Below are 15,202 nucleotides of genomic sequence, written 5' to 3'. Positions count from 1 at the left end.
GCCGCCGGCCCCGGCCGACCAGGGAGTCCCGGTGTATGGGGGCATAAGCTGGTCTTATGAGCGAGCGGAACGCGACGGACGACGGCCCGCCCGGCGGTTCTCTGGCGCACCGGGTGCCCGACCTCGGCGCGCTGGAACTGCTGCTGGCCGTGGCGCGACTGGGCAGCCTCGGCGCCGCGGCACGGGAGGTCGGCATCACCCAGCCCGCCGCCAGCAGCCGGCTGCGCTCCATGGAGCGGCAGCTCGGCGTGGCCCTGGTCGACCGCTCGCCGCGCGGGTCCCGGCTCACGGACGCGGGCGCCCTGGTGACCGACTGGGCCCGGCGGGTGGTGGAGGCGGCGGCCGCCTTCGACGCCGGCGCGCGGGCGCTGCGCGACCGGCGGGACTCCCGGCTGCGGGTCGCGGCGAGCATGACCATCGCCGAGTACCTGCTCCCGGGCTGGCTGCTCGCCCTGCACGCCGAGCGGCCCGACACCGCGGTGTCCCTGCTCGCGGGCAACTCGGCGAAGGTCGCGGAACTGCTCCTGGACGGCGAGGCGGACCTGGGCTTCGTGGAGGGCCTGACGATCCCCGCGGGCCTGGACTCGGCGGTGATCGCCCGGGACCGCCTGATCGTCGTCACGGCGCCCGGCCACCCCTGGACCCGCCGCCGGCGCCCGCTCACCCCGTCCGAACTGGCGGCCACCCCGCTGATCCTGCGCGAACGCGGCTCGGGCACCCGCCAGGTGCTGGACACGGCGCTCGGCGGCCTGGCCAGGCCGCTGATAGAGCTGTCCTCCACGACGGCGGTGAAGGCCTCGGCGGTCAGCGGCGCCGGCCCGTCGGTGCTGAGCGAACTGGCGGTGGGGGAGGAGCTGGCGATGCGGCGCCTGGTGCGCATCCCGGTCGACGGCGTCGCCCTGCGCCGTGACCTGCGCGCGGTGTGGCCGACGGGACACCGGCCCACCGGACCGGCACGGGAACTGCTCTCGCTGACGCGGGGCTAGGGGCCGTCTCCCCGATCCTCGTGGGTCCGCGACGCCCGGCACGGCACCTCGCCGCACGGCCGAACCGCCCACGTAGGCCCGGTACGAGGGCGACTCGGTCGCACGCCGAGGCACCGCACCGGACGCCGCGGCCTGATCCACGAAGACCGGGGAGACGCCCCCTAGGGGTCGTCTCCCCGATCCTCGCGGGTCCGGCCTGCTCAGGACGCGGCGGCCCGTACCAGCGCCCGCATGATCCGGGTGTCGTCCCCCATCTCCGGATGCCACTGGACGCCGAGCACCCACCCCGCGCCGGGCGGCAGTTCGACCGCCTCCACGGTCCCGTCCGCCGCGTGCGCGGAGGGCACCAGTCCCTCGCCGAGCCGCTCCACCGCCTGATGGTGGTACGTCGGCACGGTCGTCTCCTCCGGGACGATCCCGGCGTACCGGGTCCCCGGCACGGGCTTCACCGGATGCCCGCCGAAGACTCCGACCAGCTCCGCGTGCCCGTCCAGGTGCTGCACGAGCGTGCCGCCGCGGGCGACGTTGAGCAGCTGCATGCCCCGGCAGATCCCCAGCAGCGGCACGCCGGCCGCCAACGCGGCGTCGACCAGGGCCAGTTCCCAGGCGTCCCGCTCCGGGGCGGGCGGCCCCGTACGGGGGGACCGCTCGGCGCCGTAGCACGCCGGGTCGACGTCCGGGCCGCCCGCGACGACCAGCCCGTCGAGGCGGGCCACCATGGCGGCGGCCCGCGCGGGCTCGTCCGGCGGCAGCATGGCGGCCAGTCCGCCGGCCCGCTGCACCAGCCGTGGATACGCGGCCGGCAGCAGCGCGGCCGCCAGCTCCCACACCCCCCACCGCGCAGCCGGCTCCAGGTAGGTGCTCACACCGATCAGCGGCCGCACCGTCCCACCGCCCTTCCCGAAACGCAAAGGTTCACCCGTGTACCTTTGCAGAGCCCGGTCATGCCAGAAACCCCCGCAGCAGCGCCGCCGTGCCCGCGCAGTGCTCGCGCATCATCTCCCGCGCGCCGTCCGCGTCCCCGTCCAGCACCGCCTCGACCAGCGCGGTGTGCTGCCGCTGCGAGTGCTCCAGGTTGCGCACCAGCAGCGGGATGCAGTCCAGCAGGTCGTTGACGCTCGCCCGCACCGCCGCGTACCGGGCGGCCAGCGAGGGCGAACCGCACAGCTCGGCCAGCGTCAGGTGCAGCAGCGTGTCCCGCCGCCGGTAGTCGGCGAGCGGGGCCTCGTGGGTGCGGTGCAGCGCCTCGCGCAGCCGGCCGGCCTGCTCCGGGGCCAGCCCGTGCGCCGCGCACAGCCCCGCCGCGCCCACCTCCAGCACCTCGCGGAAGCGCAGCACGTCCTCGATGTCCACCTCGGCGATCCGCCGCCGCAGCTCGTCCTCGCCGCCCGCGTCCGCGCGCGGCAGCACGAACGTCCCGCCGTAGCGCCCGCGCCGCGACTCCACGAGGCCCTGGTCCTGCAGCACGCGCAGCACCTCGCGCAGCGTCACCCGGCTGATGCCCAGCCGCTCCGCCAGCTCCCGTTCGGCGGGCAGCCGCTCACCGCCCGGCACCAGGCCGAGCCGCACCACCTGGAGGATCTGCTCCAGCGCCTCCTCGAAGCCGTTGCCCGCCCGCACCGGCCGCAGCACCGCGGCGAGCCGGTCGTCCGCCGCCCGTGCCCGCTCCCCCCGTGCGTCCGTTTCCCGCGGCATCCGGCCGTGCCCCCTTCCCAGGCAATGGTCGTGAGCAATACCTTATGGCTCCCGGTCCGGCCGACAAAGTGCCGAACAGCCGAAGGAGGATCTCCCGTGGCAGACCGCACACCCCCGCTGAGCGTCGAGGAGCTGCGCGCACTCGTCGCCGGCGGTGAGATCGACACGGTCGTCCTGGCCTTCCCCGACATGCAGGGGCGGTTGCAGGGCAAGCGGTTCGCCGCCCGCTTCTTCCTCGACGAGGTCCTGCACCACGGCACCGAGGGCTGCAACTACCTCCTCGCCGTGGACACCGAGATGAACACGGTCGACGGCTACGCGATGTCCTCCTGGGACCGCGGTTACGGCGACTTCGCCATGCACCCCGACCTCGCCACCCTGCGCCGCGTCCCCTGGCACCCCGGCACGGCCCTGCTCGTCGCCGACCTCGCCTGGAGCGACGGCACCCCGGTCGTCGCCGCGCCCCGCCAGGTCCTGCGCCGCCAGCTCGAGCGGCTCGCCGAACTCGGCTACACCGCCCAGGCCGGCACCGAGCTGGAGTTCATCGTCTTCAAGGACAGCTACGAGCAGGCCTGGGACGCGAACTACCAGGGCCTCACCCCGGCCAACCAGTACAACGTCGACTACTCCATCCTCGGCACCGGCCGCGTCGAGCCCCTGCTGCGCCGGCTGCGCAACGACATGGCGGGCGCCGGCCTGACCGTGGAGTCCGCCAAGGGCGAGTGCAACCCGGGCCAGCACGAGATCGCCTTCCGCTACGACGAGGCCCTGGTCACCTGCGACCAGCACGCGCTCTACAAGACCGGCGCCAAGGAGATCGCCGCCCAGGAGGGAGTCTCGATCACCTTCATGGCCAAGTACGACGAGCGCGAGGGCAACTCCTGCCACATCCACCTCTCGCTCGCCGACGCCGACGGCGGCAACGCCATGGCCGGACCGGACGGAATGTCCGGCGTGATGCGGCACTTCCTCGCCGGGCAGCTCGCCGCCCTGCGCGACTTCTCCCTCCTCTACGCGCCCAACATCAACTCCTACAAGCGGTTCCAGCCCGGCTCCTTCGCCCCCACCGCCGTCGCCTGGGGGCACGACAACCGCACCTGCGCGCTCCGGGTGGTCGGCCACGGCCGCTCCCTGCGCTTCGAGAACCGCCTCCCCGGCGGCGACGTCAACCCCTACCTCGCCGTCGCGGGACTGGTCGCGGCCGGTCTGTACGGCGTCGAGCAGGGCCTCGAACTGCCCGAGCCGTGCTCCGGCAACGCCTACACCGCGGACTACGAGCACGTGCCGACCACCCTGCGCGAGGCCGCCGAACTCTGGGAGAACAGCCCCGTGGCCAAGGCCGCCTTCGGTGACGAGGTCGTGGCCCACTACGGGAACATGGCCCGCGTCGAACTCGCCGCCTTCGACGCCGCCGTCACCGACTGGGAACTGCGCCGCTCCTTCGAACGCCTGTGACGAGAACGCCGGTGAAAGGTCCTCACGTGTCCGACCCGCACGAGCTGAAGGTCCTCAACCCCGCCACCGAGGAGGTCGTCGCCACCGTCCCCGCGGCCGGCGCGCCGGACGTGGACGCCGCCGTCGCGCGGGCCGCGCGCGTCCAGCCGAAGTGGGCCGCGCTCCCGCCCGCCGACCGGGCCCGGCTGCTGCGCCGCTTCGCCGACACCGTCGACGGCCACGTCGAGGAACTGGCCCGGCTGGAGGTACGCGAGGCCGGGCACACCATCGGCAACGCCCGCTGGGAGGCCGGCAACGCCCGCGACCTGCTGCTGTACGCGGCCGGCGGCGCCGAACGCCTCCTCGGCAGCCAGATCCCGGCACCGGGCGGCTGGAACGTCACCTTCCGCGAACCGCTCGGCGTCATCGGGGTGATCGCCCCCTGGAACTTCCCCATGCCCATCGCCGCCTGGGGCTCCTTCCCGGCGCTCGCCGCGGGCAACGCCGTCGTCCTCAAGCCCGCCGAGACCACCCCGCTCACCGCCCTACGCCTCGCCGAACTCGCCCTGGAGGCGGGCCTTCCCGAGCACCTCTTCCAGGTGCTGCCCGGGCACGGCCACACCGCCGGACGCGCCCTGGCCGACCATCCGGACGTCGCCAAGATCGTGTTCACCGGCTCCACGGCCACCGGCCGCGAGGTCATGCAGCGCTGCGCCCGGCTGGTCAAGCCGGTCACCCTGGAACTCGGCGGCAAGAGCCCGAACATCGTCTTCGCGGACGCCGACCTCGAGGCCGCCCTCGACCCCTGCTCGTTCCTGGACAACGCCGGCCAGGACTGCTGCGCCCGCACCCGCGTCCTGGTGCAGGACACCGTGTACGAGGAGGCCCGCGCGTTCCTGGCCGGTGCCCTGGCCTCCGTGGTCGTCGGCGACCCGGCCGACGAGAAGACCCGGATGGGCCCGCTGATCTCCCGTGCGCAACTGGACCGCGTCCGGTCGTACGTCCCCGACGACGCCGAGGCCCTGCGCGGCGCCGCCCCCGACGGCCCCGGCTTCTGGTTCCCGCCGACCGTGCTCACCGGCGAGCGGCCCGACTCCCCGGCGGCCCGCGAGGAGATCTTCGGCCCGGTCGCCGTCCTGCTGCCCTTCACCGACGAGGAGGACGCGGTCCGCCTCGCCAACGACACTCCCTACGGCCTGTCCGGCTCCGTCTGGACCCGGGACGTCGGCCGCGCCCTGCGCGTCTCCCGGGGCGTCCGCGCGGGCAACCTGTCCGTCAACTCCCACTCCAGCGTCCGCTACTGGACCCCGTTCGGCGGCTTCAAGCAGTCCGGGCTCGGCCGCGAACTCGGGCCCGACGCCCTGACCGCCTTCACCGAGACCAAGAACGTCTTCATCAGCACGGAGGGCCCCGCACAGTGAACGCAGAACACGTCTGCCGCCGCCTGGTCGGCCGTACCGCCGTAGTCACCGGAGCCGGCAGCGGCATCGGCCTCGCCAGTGCCCGCAGGCTCGCCTCGGAAGGCGCCCACGTCGTCTGCGGCGACGTCGACGAGGAGCGCGGCAAGGCCGCCGCCGACGAGACCGGCGGGCTCTTCGTGAAGACCGACGTCACCGATCCCGGGCAGGTCGAGGCGCTGTTCGCGGCGGCCCACGACACCTACGGCAGCGTCGACGTCGCCTTCAACAACGCCGGGATCTCACCGCCCGAAGACGACTCCATCCTGGACACCGGCCTGGAGGCCTGGAAGCGCGTCCAGGAGGTCAACCTCACCTCCGTCTACCTGTGCTGCAAGGCCGCCCTCCCGTACATGCGGCGCCAGGGCCGGGGCTCCATCATCAACACGGCGTCCTTCGTGGCCCGGATGGGAGCGGCCACCTCGCAGATCTCCTACACCGCCTCCAAGGGCGGCGTGCTCGCCATGTCCCGTGAACTGGGCGTGCAGTTCGCCCGGGAGGGGATCAGGGTCAACGCCCTGTGCCCCGGCCCGGTCGACACCCCGCTGCTGCGGGAGCTGTTCGCCAAGGACCCGGAGCGCGCCGCGCGCCGCCTGGTGCACATCCCCGTCGGACGGTTCGCCCGGGCTGAGGAGATCGCCGCCGCCGTCGCCTTCCTGGCCAGCGACGACGCGTCCTTCGTCAACGCCACCGACTTCCTGGTGGACGGCGGGATCGCGGGCGCGTACGTCACCCCCCTGTAAGGGACGAAGGTGTACGGTCCGCGCATATGCGACTACTTCTCGCGTGGACCCTGGCAGCGGCCGCCGCCCTGGCGGCCGCGCCCACCGCGCCGTCGGCGCGGCCCGACTGCCCCCGGCTGACCACCTCCTGGCACGGCGACAACCGCGCCCGTCTGCAGCGCGTCATCGACGCCCGCGGCACCTGCTCCGGGCACACCGGCGCGGTCGCCGCGTTCGACTGGGACAACACGGTCACCAAGAACGACGTCACCGACGCCACCCTCTCCTGGGCCCTGCGCCACGACCGCCTGCCGCGCCCCGCCCGCTGGAAGGACACCAGCGCCTGGCTGACCGAGGCCGCCGACAGGGCCCTGACGGCCGCCTGCGGCACCGGGGCGGGCACGTCCCTGCGGACCTCCACCCGGCCGCGCTGCACGGACGAGATCCTCGAGATCCGCGAGAACGCCGCCACCACGAGCGGCGCGCGCGCCTTCGCCGGCCACTGGAACCACCGGCGCACCGTGCCCCAGTACGCCTGGGTCCCGCAGCTCTTCGCCGGCCGCACCCCCGCCGAACTCGCCTCCTACGCCCGCGCCGCCCGGCGCGAGGCCCTGGCCGCCCCGGTCGGCGCGACCCGCGTCCTCGGCACCCACACCGTCCCGGCCTACGTGCGCCCCTACGCCCAGCAGCGCGACCTCATCCGCACCCTGCACCGGGCCGGGTTCCGGGTCTACGTCGTCTCGGCGGGCGCCGAGCCCGTCACCGAGGTCTGGTCGAGGGGCGTCGGCGTGGACGCGGCGCACACCATCGCCATCCGCCCGGTCCTGGACCGCCGCGGCCGGATCACCACCCGGACCGAGGGCTGCGGCGGCGTCCCGGCGACCCGGGGCACGGTGATCCCGTACATCGACGGCAAGCGCTGCTGGATCAACCAGGAGGTCTACGGCGTGCGGGGTGCCGCGGCCTGGCGGCGGCAGCCCTGGGAGCGGCGGCCCGCTCTCGCGGCGGGCGACGCCGACACCGACGTCACCTTCGTCGGCGACGCCACCGGCGCCCACCTCGTGATCGACCGCCAAAAGCCCGAACTGATGTGCCGGGCCTACGACGACGCCGACCGGCGCTGGCTGGTGAACCCCATGTTCATCGACCCGCTGCCGCCCCGGACCGCGCCGTACCCGTGCTCGACCACCGCCTGGACCGCGCCCGACGGCACGCCCGGGCCGGTCCGGCGCGCCGACGGATCGGTGGTGCCGGACCAGGCCGGCCGGATGCGCTGACGTCCGCCGGGCGCGGTCCGGGCGCGGATCACAGGAAGGTGTGGCCCTCACCGCGGTAGGTGGGCACGGCGGCCGTGACCGTGTCGCCCTCGATCAGGTGCAGGACGTCGAACCGCTCGCACAGCTCGCCCGCCTTGGCGTGCCGGAACCACACCTTGTCGCCGATCAGCAGATCGTCCGCGGGTGAGCCGAGCAGCGGGGTCTGCACCTCGCCCGGCCCCTCCTGCGGGTCGTAGGCCAGCCCCTCCGGCAGGTACGGCACCGGCAGCCGGTCGGGTCCTGCGGCGCCGGAGGCCGGATAGCCACCGCCCAGCACGGTGACGACACCCACGCCGGGCCGCCGCACGACGGGCTGGGCGAACAGGGCGGCCGGACGCCCGGTGAAGGACGTGTAGTTGTCGAAGAGCCGGGGCACGTAGAGCCCCGAGCCGGCCGCGATCTCGGTGACGGCGTCCTCGGCGGCGGTGTGCTGCACACTGCCCGTCCCGCCGCCGTTGACGAACTCCAGGCCGGGCGCCACGGCGCGGACCGCCCGCACCACCGCCGCGCGCCGCTCGGCCAGCTCCCGCCGCGCGGCCGCCTGCATCAGCCGGATCGCCCGTGAGCGCAGCGGCCGCCCGGCCACCGCGTCCCCGACCCCGGCGACATGGCCCTCGTACGCCATGACCCCGACCAGTCGGAAGCCGGGCCGCCGTGCCACCGTCCGCGCCAGGTCGGCGAGTTGGGCGGGGGAGTGCAGCGGCGAGCGCCGGGCCCCGACCCGCACCCGGCCGCCCAGCAGCCGCAGCGAGGTGTCCAACTCCAGGCAGACGCGCACCACTTCACGTCCGCCGTCGCGGGCCGCGTCGATCAGGTCGAGCTGGGCCACGTCGTCCACCATCACGGTGACCGCGCCGGCGAGCTTGGGATCGGCGGCCAGCTCCGCGAACCCCGCCCGGTCGGCGGACGGATAGGCGAGGAGGACGTCGTCGAACCCGGAGCGGGCCAGCCACAGGGACTCGGCGAGGGTGAACGACATGAGGCCCTGGAAACCGTCCCTGGCCAGGACTCTTTCCAGCAGGGCCCGGCAGCGCACGGACTTGCTGGCGACCCGGACCGGCTTGCCGCCGGCCCGGCGCAGGAGGTCGTCCGCGTTCGCGTCGAACGCCTCCAGATCCACGATCGCGAGTGGGGCGTCCAGATGGGCGGTGGCCCGGTCGTAACGGGCCCGGTCGGCGGCGCGCGCAGTCATGACGGAAGCGTGCCAGACAGGATTACCGCAGGGTAGGGGGACGATAGGGGCAGATGCGACCGGCTCGTGGACTGGTTCTCGTTCTCTCCCGGACAACCCGTAGAGTGACGCGCACGAACGGCGGAACGCTCCCGGCCGCATTACCTGAACCGGGATGCCGGTCCAGCCGTACGGGTAGGTATGCGTGCCCGGACGGAGCTTCGCACCGGGCATCGCCGACGAGCACAGAGCGGCCCGCACGCGCAGACGGCCCGGGCACGAGGAAACGGGGGGTGCATTGAGCACGGAAGCGCGCCGCACCCCGATCCCACCGCGTCCCGCCACCCCGCCCCGCCCCGCGGACCCGCCTCGGGGCCAGGCCCCGGAGATCGCCCCCGCCGACACCGGCACGACGGCACCGCGGCCCCCCATGACCGGTCCGGCAGCCGCCCCGCGGAGCGGCTACGCGCGGTCCGCCGCCCAGGGGACGGACACCACCGCGGCCGGCGCCCGGCCGGGTGACCGGGGCGGCGAGTCCTGGACCGCGCACGGCGCCCTGGGCCGGGGCGGCACGGCGCCCGGCGGTGCCGGTGCGCCGAGCGAAGGCCGGGGCCAGGAGGCCCGTGCCGACGCGACCGTGCCCGCTCCCGCGCCGGGCGGCCGAGCCGGTGGCCCGGGCGCCCCGCAGGGGACCGCCGCCCGGCCGGGCGGCCGTCGCCCCGGGGCCCCCACCGCTGCCGTGCCCGCCTCCGCGCCGGACGACGCCGACGACGACGAGCCCTCGGTCTTCGCGCCGCGCGCCGCGCGGAACCCGGCAGGCCGGGTTCCCGGGGAGACGCGGCAGGGCGGCGAGCGGTCCGGCACCGCGCGCCCGGCCGCCGGCCCCCGCTTCCCCGCCTTCCCGTCCGCCACCGGGACCGGCGGCACCGATCCGTCGGACCCGCCTCCGCCGCCCGCCTCCGCCCGCTTCCCCGACGCCCCGCCGAACGCGGCACGCGCGGGGGCGCCGTCGCGCCGGCCGGGCGCTCCGGCGGAGTCCGCGTCGGAGACGACCACCCGGCTGCGGCCGGTCCCGTCCGCGCCCGAGCAGCGCCGCTCCGGTTCCGGCGGGGAGGCGGCCGCGCGGCCGGCCGCTCCCGCCGAGTCGGGCGCGGAGACGACGACCCGGCTGCGGCCCGTCCCGTCCGCGCCGGAGCAGCGGCGTTCCGGGTCCGCCCCGGGCCGGGGCGGACCGGTCCCCACGTCCGGTTCCGACCGCCCGGCCGCCGCGCGGCAGTCCGCCGCCTCCCGTCCGGTCTCCGCCCAGCCTCCCGCGCGCCCTCTCCCCCAGCCGCCGTCCGCTCCCGCCCGCCCCGCCTCCGCGCAGCGGCCCGCCCAGCCTGGTGTCACGGCCCCGTCGTCCCCGGCGCCGTCCGGTTCCGGCGTGCGGGACGGGCGGCCCGCGTGGAGTCCGGGCGACCCCGCCCACCCCGGGAGCCCCGCGCCGGTGTCGCCGGACCCCGTGCTGTCCTGGAGCGCGGGCGGCGCCGCCCGGCCCGTCGTGTCGTTCGGGCAGCCCGAGTACGGCGAGCGGCCGCGGACCCGGGCCCCGGCATGGCTGCGGCCCCGCACCGCGGCCGCCGCCGCGTGCCTGGTCCTCGGCCTCGGTCTCGTCGGCGGTGCGGTGACCGGGAGCTGGCTCACCGGCGACGGTTCCGACGGCAAGGTGGGCACCGGGTTCAGCGCGGCCGGCACGCTGTGGCACAGCATGCCCGTGGACCGGCTGTTCCCGCCCGTCGTCCAGGGCACCGGCGCCGGCCCCGGCGGGGCCGACCGGACCTGGACGCGGATCGCCGTCGCCCCGGACAGCGGCTGCGCCGACGCCTTCGACCCGCTGCTGCGCAAGGTCCTCGCCCCGGTCGGCTGCCGGCGGCTCCTGCGCGCCACGTACAGCGACGCCACCCAGAGCCACGTCACCACCGTGGGCCTGCTGTTCACCAAGGGCGACTCCGCCGCCATGTCGGCGCTCGCGGCCCGCTTCCGCGACGAACACCTGGACCGGCGCGCCGATCTGATGCCCCGGCCCTACGCCGCCAAGGGCACCGCCGCGGCCCGGTTCGGCGACCGGCAGCGCGCCACCTGGACCGTCTCCGTCCTCACCGACGCCCCCGTCGTCGCCTACGCGGTGTCCGGCTGGGCCGACGGCCGCACGGTCGACTCGCCGCAGCCCGCCGCGGACGCCGTACGCTCCGGCGCCGGCTCGGCACCCGCGCAGGCCGGCCTCGGCCAGGAGGCGCAGGGCCTGGCCGACCGCGTCGAACGCCGGCTGCGCCAGACCGCCGGACCGGCCACGGAGAGTCCCTCATGAGGCGAACGCCGCGCCGCCGCCCGCGCGGAACCGGGTCCGCGGTGAGCCTGCTGCTCGCCGGCTCCCTGGTCCTGCTGCCGTCCGCCACCGCCCACGCCGACGGCATCCGCGCCCAGCAGTGGAGCCTGTCCGCCCTGCGCCTGGACGAGGCCTGGCAGACCACCAAGGGCCGGGGCGTCACCGTCGCCGTGCTGGACACCGGGGTCGAGGCCGACCACCCGGACCTGGCCGGCAACGTCCTGGACGCCAAGGACATGATCGGTTTCGGCGCCGGTCCCGGCGACCGCGACTGGGCCCGGCACGGCACCGCCATGGCCGGCATCATCGCCGGGCACGGCCACGGCGCCGGACGCACCGCCGGTGTCATGGGCGTCGCCCCCGAGGCGAAGATCCTTCCCGTGCGGGTGATCCTGGAGGACGGCGACTCCGCCCGCGGCAAGGCCCGCACCAGCCGGGGCAACGCCCTCGCCGACGGCATCCGCTGGGCCGCCGACCACGGCGCCGACGTCATCAACCTCTCCCTCGGCGACGACTCCGACTCCGCCCACCCGGAGCCGAGCGAGGACGAGGCCGTGCAGTACGCCCTGAAGAAGGGCGTCGTGGTCGTGGCCTCCGCGGGCAACGGCGGTGCCAAGGGCGACCACGTCTCCTACCCGGCCGCCTACCCGGGCGTCATCGCCGCCACCGCCGTCGACCGCTACGGCACCCGCGCCTCCTTCTCCACCCGCCGCTGGTACGCGGCGGTCAGCGCGCCCGGTGTGAACGTGGTCATCGCCGACCCCGACCACAAGTACTACGAGGGCTGGGGCACCTCGGCCGCCGCCGCCTACGTCTCGGGCGCGGCGGCACTGGTCAAGGCGGCCCGTCCGGGGCTGACCCCGGCCCAGGTCAAGAAGCTTCTGGAGGACACCGCCCGGGACGCCCCGGTGGGCGGCCGGGACGACTCCCGCGGCTTCGGCATGATCGACCCCGCGGCGGCCCTGAAGGCCGCGTCCCGCCTCGAACCCCGGAGCCTGCGCCCGGCGTCGTACGGGGAGAAGTACTTCGGTCCCGGCCCCGACACCGCCACGGCCACCGGCTCCACGTCCGGCTGGGCGGGCCCGCTCGCGGGCGGCGCCGGCGCGGTCCTGCTGGTGGCCGGTGTGGTCCTGTGGCGGGGCCGGAACCAGGGACGGCGGCGCGAGGACGAGTTCTAGGGTCCGCCGTCGCACCGTCGCACCGTCGCACCGCCGCCCGGCCCCGGGCGGACGGCGGGCAGCCGGCGACCCGTCCTAGACCCGCCCGGCCCCGGAGAGCACCGCGGTCGCGGGCACCGGTCCGAACGCCTCCCGGTGATCCGCCGCCCAGCGGGCGTACGACCGGGCCGCGCGGCCGGTGAGGCGGGTGACGGACGGATCCACCGTGGCCTTGCCGCCCCTCGACTGCCGTTCGGCGCCGCGCAGCAGAGCCTCGACCACATGCGGCGGATGACGGCGCGACCAGCGGACCGCGGCCTGCTCCGCCGTCAGCGCGCGGCACACCAGCGGTTGTCCCAGCACCCGGGACAGCTCCCGGGTCTGCCCCACGGCGGAGATCGCCTCCGGGCCGGTGAGCGCGTGCACCCGGCCCGCGTGGCCGGGTGAGGTCAGCGCGGCCACCGCGACCTCGGCGATGTCACGGGGATCGACGCAGGCGCTCGGCGCCTCGGGGTGCAGGGCGTGCACCACGCCCTCGGAGCGGATCGAACCCGCCCACGCCAGCGTGTTCGACATGAACGCGCGCGGCCGCAGCAGCGTCCACTCCAGGCCGCAGGAGCGCACCAGGTCCTCGCAGTCCCGCTGCCACCGCGTGATCAGGTCGTCGGCGCCGTCCTCACCGGCCGCGTACGCGGACAGCTTCACCACGTGCCGCACCCCGGCCGCCTCCGCGGCCCGCAGGAAGCGCGCGTCGCTGTCGCCGCCGGGATCACGGGTGACCAGGAACGCCCGGTCCACCCCCGCGAGCGCGCGCAGCAGGGACCCGTGGTCCTGGTAGGAGCCGACGGCCACCTCGCAGCCCGGACCGAGCACCGGCAGCCGGGCCGGGTCACGGCAGAACACCCGCACCGGACCGGCCGACGCCAGCGTCCGCGCCACCTCGCCGCCCACCACACCGGTCGCGCCCGTCACCAGGATCATGCGGAGACCTCCCCTGCGGGACCACGGGGAACGGACCCGGCCGGCGACCGCGTCCGGTCCCTCGGAAAGCGGACGGATGACCGATCGTGGTCCGCGCCGCTGACCCGCCGCTGACATGCGGACAACGCTGTCATGCCGGAGGCCGCTGCCGCCGGCAGGGGTCAGCGGCATGTCAGGCGGCTCGTCAAGACTGCCGCGGACACCGGGCCGACGGCGGCCCGCACCGATGCGGCCGGCCACCGGGCCCGGCGCCGCGGACGCGCCCCACGTGCTGGACCGGGGGCCGGGCGGCGCGCCGCCACCGCGAGCGCGGGAACAGACGCCGCGGGCCGGCCCGGGCCGAGCGACAGCACAGTCAGGAATCGAGGAAGACGGATGACCACGCCAACGACCCGAGCCCAGACACGCGTTCAGCAGAGCGGCCACGGCCCGGCCGGGGCACCGCGCCCCGCGGCCGGGGGCTACGACGCCGACCCCTGGCTCACCGACCTCACGGTCGACCAGAGCAACCCGTTCTTCTACGACCACCCGCTGGACCACGTCCCCGGCATGCTCCTGGTGTGCGCCATGGCGGACGCCGTCAGCGACCGCGTCGGCATCCCGGCGGGCTCCCGGGTGAAATGGGTCGTCAACTTCCGGGTGATGCCCGAGCTGACCCCGCGCCTGGTGCTCTACGCCGCGCCGCCCGAGAACGGCCGCCACACCCTGCGCGTCACCCAGGGCCCGGCCGTCGTGTCGGACAGCTGGTTCACCCTCACCGCCGACCCGGAGGCCGACCGGCCCGCCGCCGCGCCCTTACCGCCCGCCCCGGTCGCCGAGCCCGCCCGCGCCTTCCTGGTGCACCGCACCCGCCCGGAGAACGTCATGCTCGGCGAACCCCTCGCCGAGGACGGCGTGTTCACCGCTGCGGTCCTGCTGCCGGAGGCCGGGCACACCCTGGCGAGCCGGCGCCCGGACCGGCGCTCGGTGAAGTCGGTCGTCGAGGCCGGCCGCCAGTTCGCCACCTGGCTCTCGCACCGGGTCGGCGGCTGGCCGGACGAGGTGCAGATGCTGTGGCTGCGGCTCACCGCCGACCTGCCGGCCGACCTGCCCGCCGGGCTCCCGCTGGCGCTGCGCTGGCGGCAGACCCGCATGTCCGACGACAAGGCCCGGCTCACCTTCGAGCTGATCGCGGGCGAGGGACCGGGCACCCGCATCGGCAGCCTCGTCTACGTCAGCAAGGGCCTGACCCCCGAGGCCTACCGGGCCTTCCGCGCCGGTGCCGGGACGGCGGCATGAACCAGCGCCTCGTCGTCCTCGTCCTGCGCGCCCTGCTGCCGCTGACCTGCGCCCTGTTCGCCCTCGCCATCGCACTGCAGCTCACCTCGGACACCGCGGGACCGCACGCCGTGGCCGCCCTGTTCGCGGGCCTCTACGTGCTGTGGATCCTCGCCGAGACCGGCATCACCGTGCGCCACCCCAAGCAGTCCGCCGCGGAGAACAGCACCCTGCTGCCGTACGCCCTGACCCGGGCCGGCACCGGTGTCTCCGCGGTGCTGTGGCCGCTGCCCTGGCACACCTGGTCGGTGTGGCTGACCGTGCCGGTCGTGGTGTTCACCGCGTCCGTCGCCCTGCGCCTGACCGCCATCCGCACCCTCGGCCGCTTCTACTCCCACCACGTGGTCCGCTACTCGGACCACTCCATCGTCACCAACGGCCCCTACCGGCACGTGCGGCACCCCGCGTACACCGGGATGCTGCTGGCCAACGCGGCGTTCACGGCGTTCTTCTGCAACCCGCTCAGCGTGCTGTTCCTGCTCGCCCTGGCCGGGGTGATCGTGTGGCGGATCCGGGTCGAGGAGCGTGTGCTGTGGGCCGTCCCCGGATACCCGGGATACGCGGGCGGCCGGGCGCGGCTGCTGCCGGGGGTGTGGTAGCC

Annotated in this window: 13 protein-coding genes; 9 read left to right on the top strand and 4 right to left on the bottom strand. The window is 75.7% G+C overall.

Features of this window, described 5'->3' with window-relative positions; all coding sequences use genetic code 11:
- Positions 1-56 precede the first annotated feature (56 nt).
- On the top strand, positions 57-986 hold the full coding sequence (locus ACWCPN_RS11135) for a LysR family transcriptional regulator (protein WP_451204298.1): 930 nt from the start codon (positions 57-59) through the stop codon (positions 984-986).
- A gap of 200 nt (positions 987-1,186) precedes the next feature.
- Here ACWCPN_RS11135 and ACWCPN_RS11130 read toward each other — a convergent pair whose 3' ends face one another.
- Positions 1,187-1,861 (bottom strand): gamma-glutamyl-gamma-aminobutyrate hydrolase family protein, encoded by a 675-nt coding sequence (locus tag ACWCPN_RS11130; protein ID WP_199213468.1) that lies wholly within the window; start codon positions 1,859-1,861, stop codon positions 1,187-1,189.
- A 67-nt stretch (positions 1,862-1,928) separates the two neighbouring features.
- Positions 1,929-2,681, bottom strand: coding sequence for a FadR/GntR family transcriptional regulator (locus tag ACWCPN_RS11125; RefSeq protein ID WP_451204296.1), 753 nt, complete (start codon positions 2,679-2,681; stop codon positions 1,929-1,931).
- A 96-nt stretch (positions 2,682-2,777) separates the two neighbouring features.
- On the opposite strand from ACWCPN_RS11125, the gene ACWCPN_RS11120 reads away from it, so the two are divergent.
- From ACWCPN_RS11120 to ACWCPN_RS11105, 4 genes are read left to right on the top strand one after another with little or no spacing between them, the layout of a single operon-like run.
- The gene (locus tag ACWCPN_RS11120; RefSeq protein WP_451204294.1) at positions 2,778-4,136 is read left to right on the top strand and encodes a glutamine synthetase family protein; all 1,359 of its coding nucleotides are present in this window, start codon (positions 2,778-2,780) and stop codon (positions 4,134-4,136) included.
- A 26-nt stretch (positions 4,137-4,162) separates the two neighbouring features.
- Complete coding sequence (locus ACWCPN_RS11115; protein WP_451204293.1) at positions 4,163-5,536, top strand: aldehyde dehydrogenase family protein; 1,374 nt, start codon at positions 4,163-4,165, stop codon at positions 5,534-5,536.
- On the top strand, positions 5,533-6,315 hold the full coding sequence (locus ACWCPN_RS11110) for a 3-oxoacyl-ACP reductase (RefSeq protein ID WP_451204291.1): 783 nt from the start codon (positions 5,533-5,535) through the stop codon (positions 6,313-6,315). Before ACWCPN_RS11115 ends, ACWCPN_RS11110 begins: the two co-directional genes overlap by 4 nt.
- A gap of 26 nt (positions 6,316-6,341) precedes the next feature.
- Entirely contained in the window at positions 6,342-7,571 is a 1,230-nt protein-coding gene (locus ACWCPN_RS11105; RefSeq protein WP_451204290.1) for a haloacid dehalogenase-like hydrolase, read from the top strand.
- 28 nt (positions 7,572-7,599) lie between these two features.
- Here the strand turns inward: ACWCPN_RS11105 and ACWCPN_RS11100 are convergent, their stop codons facing one another.
- Positions 7,600-8,802, bottom strand: a complete 1,203-nt coding sequence (locus ACWCPN_RS11100; protein WP_451204288.1) for an amino acid deaminase/aldolase — start codon at positions 8,800-8,802, stop codon at positions 7,600-7,602.
- A gap of 409 nt (positions 8,803-9,211) precedes the next feature.
- Here ACWCPN_RS11100 and ACWCPN_RS11095 point away from each other — a divergent pair, with 409 nt between their 5' ends.
- Together ACWCPN_RS11095 and mycP are read left to right on the top strand one after the other, a co-directional pair.
- Positions 9,212-11,128: a hypothetical protein gene (locus ACWCPN_RS11095; protein WP_451204287.1), complete on the top strand. Its 1,917-nt coding sequence runs from the start codon at positions 9,212-9,214 to the stop codon at positions 11,126-11,128.
- On the top strand, positions 11,125-12,324 hold the full coding sequence (gene mycP / locus ACWCPN_RS11090; protein ID WP_451204285.1) for a type VII secretion-associated serine protease mycosin: 1,200 nt from the start codon (positions 11,125-11,127) through the stop codon (positions 12,322-12,324). The genes ACWCPN_RS11095 and mycP overlap by 4 nt, the downstream gene beginning before the upstream one ends.
- A gap of 75 nt (positions 12,325-12,399) precedes the next feature.
- Here the strand turns inward: mycP and ACWCPN_RS11085 are convergent, their stop codons facing one another.
- Positions 12,400-13,284, bottom strand: a complete 885-nt coding sequence (locus ACWCPN_RS11085; RefSeq protein ID WP_451204283.1) for an NAD(P)H-binding protein — start codon at positions 13,282-13,284, stop codon at positions 12,400-12,402.
- Between the two features lie 375 nt (positions 13,285-13,659).
- On the opposite strand from ACWCPN_RS11085, the gene ACWCPN_RS11080 reads away from it, so the two are divergent.
- Together ACWCPN_RS11080 and ACWCPN_RS11075 are read left to right on the top strand one after the other, a co-directional pair.
- Positions 13,660-14,562: an AfsA-related hotdog domain-containing protein gene (locus tag ACWCPN_RS11080; RefSeq protein ID WP_451204282.1), complete on the top strand. Its 903-nt coding sequence runs from the start codon at positions 13,660-13,662 to the stop codon at positions 14,560-14,562.
- Entirely contained in the window at positions 14,559-15,200 is a 642-nt protein-coding gene (locus tag ACWCPN_RS11075) for a methyltransferase family protein (protein ID WP_451204280.1), read from the top strand. Before ACWCPN_RS11080 ends, ACWCPN_RS11075 begins: the two co-directional genes overlap by 4 nt.
- The last annotated feature ends 2 nt before the right edge of the window (positions 15,201-15,202 follow it).

Source organism: Streptomyces sp. NPDC002386 (assembly GCF_053593175.1).
Note: the sequence above shows the minus strand (reverse complement) of the source record. Positions and strands in the feature narration are given on the sequence as shown.

What these genes read in the sequence shown, in the direction of transcription:
- ACWCPN_RS11085 (WP_451204283.1), bottom strand. Translation starts at nt 13,284, where the DNA reads ATGATCCTGGTGACGGGCGCGACCGGTGTGGTGGGCGGCGAGGTGGCG.
- ACWCPN_RS11075 (WP_451204280.1), top strand. Translation starts at nt 14,559, where the DNA reads ATGAACCAGCGCCTCGTCGTCCTCGTCCTGCGCGCCCTGCTGCCGCTG.
- ACWCPN_RS11095 (WP_451204287.1), top strand. Translation starts at nt 9,212, where the DNA reads ATGACCGGTCCGGCAGCCGCCCCGCGGAGCGGCTACGCGCGGTCCGCC.
- ACWCPN_RS11105 (WP_451204290.1), top strand. Translation starts at nt 6,342, where the DNA reads ATGCGACTACTTCTCGCGTGGACCCTGGCAGCGGCCGCCGCCCTGGCG.
- ACWCPN_RS11125 (WP_451204296.1), bottom strand. Translation starts at nt 2,681, where the DNA reads ATGCCGCGGGAAACGGACGCACGGGGGGAGCGGGCACGGGCGGCGGAC.
- ACWCPN_RS11080 (WP_451204282.1), top strand. Translation starts at nt 13,660, where the DNA reads ATGACCACGCCAACGACCCGAGCCCAGACACGCGTTCAGCAGAGCGGC.
- mycP (WP_451204285.1), top strand. Translation starts at nt 11,125, where the DNA reads ATGAGGCGAACGCCGCGCCGCCGCCCGCGCGGAACCGGGTCCGCGGTG.
- ACWCPN_RS11135 (WP_451204298.1), top strand. Translation starts at nt 57, where the DNA reads ATGAGCGAGCGGAACGCGACGGACGACGGCCCGCCCGGCGGTTCTCTG.
- ACWCPN_RS11100 (WP_451204288.1), bottom strand. Translation starts at nt 8,802, where the DNA reads ATGACTGCGCGCGCCGCCGACCGGGCCCGTTACGACCGGGCCACCGCC.